This is a genomic window from Fulvivirga aurantia, assembly GCF_009711475.1.
GTDB lineage: Bacteria > Bacteroidota > Bacteroidia > Cytophagales > Cyclobacteriaceae > Fulvivirga > Fulvivirga aurantia.
The window spans coordinates 1-2,004 of the sequence record NZ_SMMD01000360.1 but is presented as its reverse complement, the minus strand read 5'-3'; the positions used below and the strand labels follow the sequence as shown (position 1 = coordinate 2,004).

General features: G+C 36.8%; 2 protein-coding genes. Both read left to right on the top strand.

Annotation, left to right across the window (positions count from 1 at the left end; all coding sequences use genetic code 11):
- Window positions 1-1,130, top strand: a 1,130-nt coding sequence (locus tag E1176_RS20375) for a hypothetical protein (RefSeq protein ID WP_185152550.1), incomplete at its 5' end; no start/stop codon positions are given.
- Window positions 1,131-1,197: 67 nt separating this feature from the next.
- Window positions 1,198-1,905, top strand: a complete 708-nt coding sequence (locus tag E1176_RS01825; RefSeq protein WP_155208870.1) for a hypothetical protein — start codon at window positions 1,198-1,200, stop codon at window positions 1,903-1,905.
- The last annotated feature ends 99 nt before the right edge of the window (window positions 1,906-2,004 follow it).

Genomic DNA, 2,004 nt, shown 5'->3' with positions numbered 1-2,004 from the left:
TGCCTTTTACTGAGGCGGATAGTGATATCTCTTTTCCTGCCTACCCAGATTACTCAGCGACTTTCACGAGTCTCGACCAAGTAATACTAGGTGTGGCAGTAGATGGGCCAGCTACTTCTTTAGCGGTTTCTGGTGATGGTCAAAGTTTTGGAGATGTAAGTATTAGCGGAGGTGAAGGTTCTTTTAATAGTTCACTCAGTGACCTAGGCCTTGCTGCTGGATCTTCTATCGAGCTTGCATTTGCAACTGCTGAAAGTAAAAGGTTGTTTGATGTTGATGTAGTAAATCCAATTTCAATGGGCTATACGGTTGGTACAGGTACAGATGCTGTAGATTTTGAGACTTCATCCACAGTTTATCTGGATTCGACATATAACATCTACTTTGAAGCGGAAACGGTGAATGGTCAGATTGATAATTATCAGATTTTTACTAAAATTGGTAGTGAGTCAGAATATGATGCAACACCTGATCAGGAGGTTTCTGTAAACTCTACTGAAATAGTCGAGGAGTCTATAACACTAGATGCAGACAGCGCTGTTTATGATTTAGGAGATACGATATACTATAATTTAGTATTAAACGCAGGTACTTTATCTGCTTCAAAAGGTGGAACAGTAATTGTCACTGAAGTAGCCTTGCCGGCTACAGGTACTGTGACCTTAAGAACACCGGATTACGATTTAGGTGGAGGAAAGACTGATTCGTTAAAAAATGCCTTTAATTTTAGTGCATTAAAGATTATTGCCGACTCAGTCTTAGCAACAAGCCCTGACTCTGCTGATATTCGACTTGAAGTAATAGCTGGAGATCTTGCATTAAGCGCAGGTGTGGGTAGTAATACAGAATTTGTCGTTGCTGAAGAGACATTTGCATATTCCAGTGCAGGTTATGAGTCAGTCAGAGATGCATTTGATTCAGGTATAAGTTTTTCAACTTTAACTAATATCGAATCTCTCTATACCAATGCTGTTATTTTGGTGAGAATAGGTAATATTCCAAATGACGATTACCCTTCAGCTGATAATAAGCGCTATGCAGTCATACAAATTACTGACATAGTGAAAGCAGATGATGGTGAAACGAGTGAAGTTACCTTCAACTATAAAGCGCCAAAACAAGCAAAATAATGCTTTAATAAAGTGTTGGCCAAAACCCAGAAGCAGTTTGCTTCTGGGTTTTTTATTTAGAAAAGAGATGGAGAGAATAAAAATAATGCTAATTGTCGTTCTGTGTATAATATTGGCTCAGAGCTATGCACAATTGAGATATCCTACCGGAGCGATAAATGTCAACACCAGCCCTGGGGGAATAGTAGAAGAAATAAAACCATTGATTGAGGCAGAAGAGATTACTGTATATCTTACTGATAATTGGTGGCTTGGTAATGTGCATTTTGAGAATGGTAAAAAGGCCAAAGGTTATCCCTTGAGATATGACATTGTAAACGACCAAATAGAAATAAAAACAAGCGGAATAGTAAGGGTAGCTCCGGGAAGAATGGTACAAGCTTTTGAGGTAATAAATCCCACAACAGGTCAATTAAGATATTTTGTGAGATCAAATAGTTTTCGGCAGAATAAAGAGATAATTAAGGATGGCTTTTTTGAAGTACTTAATGAAGGGGATATTAATGTTTTGAAATATTTTGATTTTACTCGTATTCCCGCTAATTACAACCCTGCATTGGACGTTGGTAGCAGAACACCTACGATTGAAACAAAAGAAGAATTTTACTTGAGTCAAGACTTTCAAATAAGTGAACTGCCGAGAAAAAAAAGGGATTTCTATGAGCTAGTTGACATGACTGAAAAATTTAAAAATTTAATTAAGGAGAATGGCTGGAGTCATAAAAATGAGAAGGAGCTTTTAAAGATCATTGAGGCAATTAATAACTCCCACTAACCTCTATTCCAAATAAAAAATTAATCTTTACAACAGAACAATATAATAGTTCGGTAATAAGATAATAGCAGAATAAAATTTCGTTAAATAGGTTTTTTT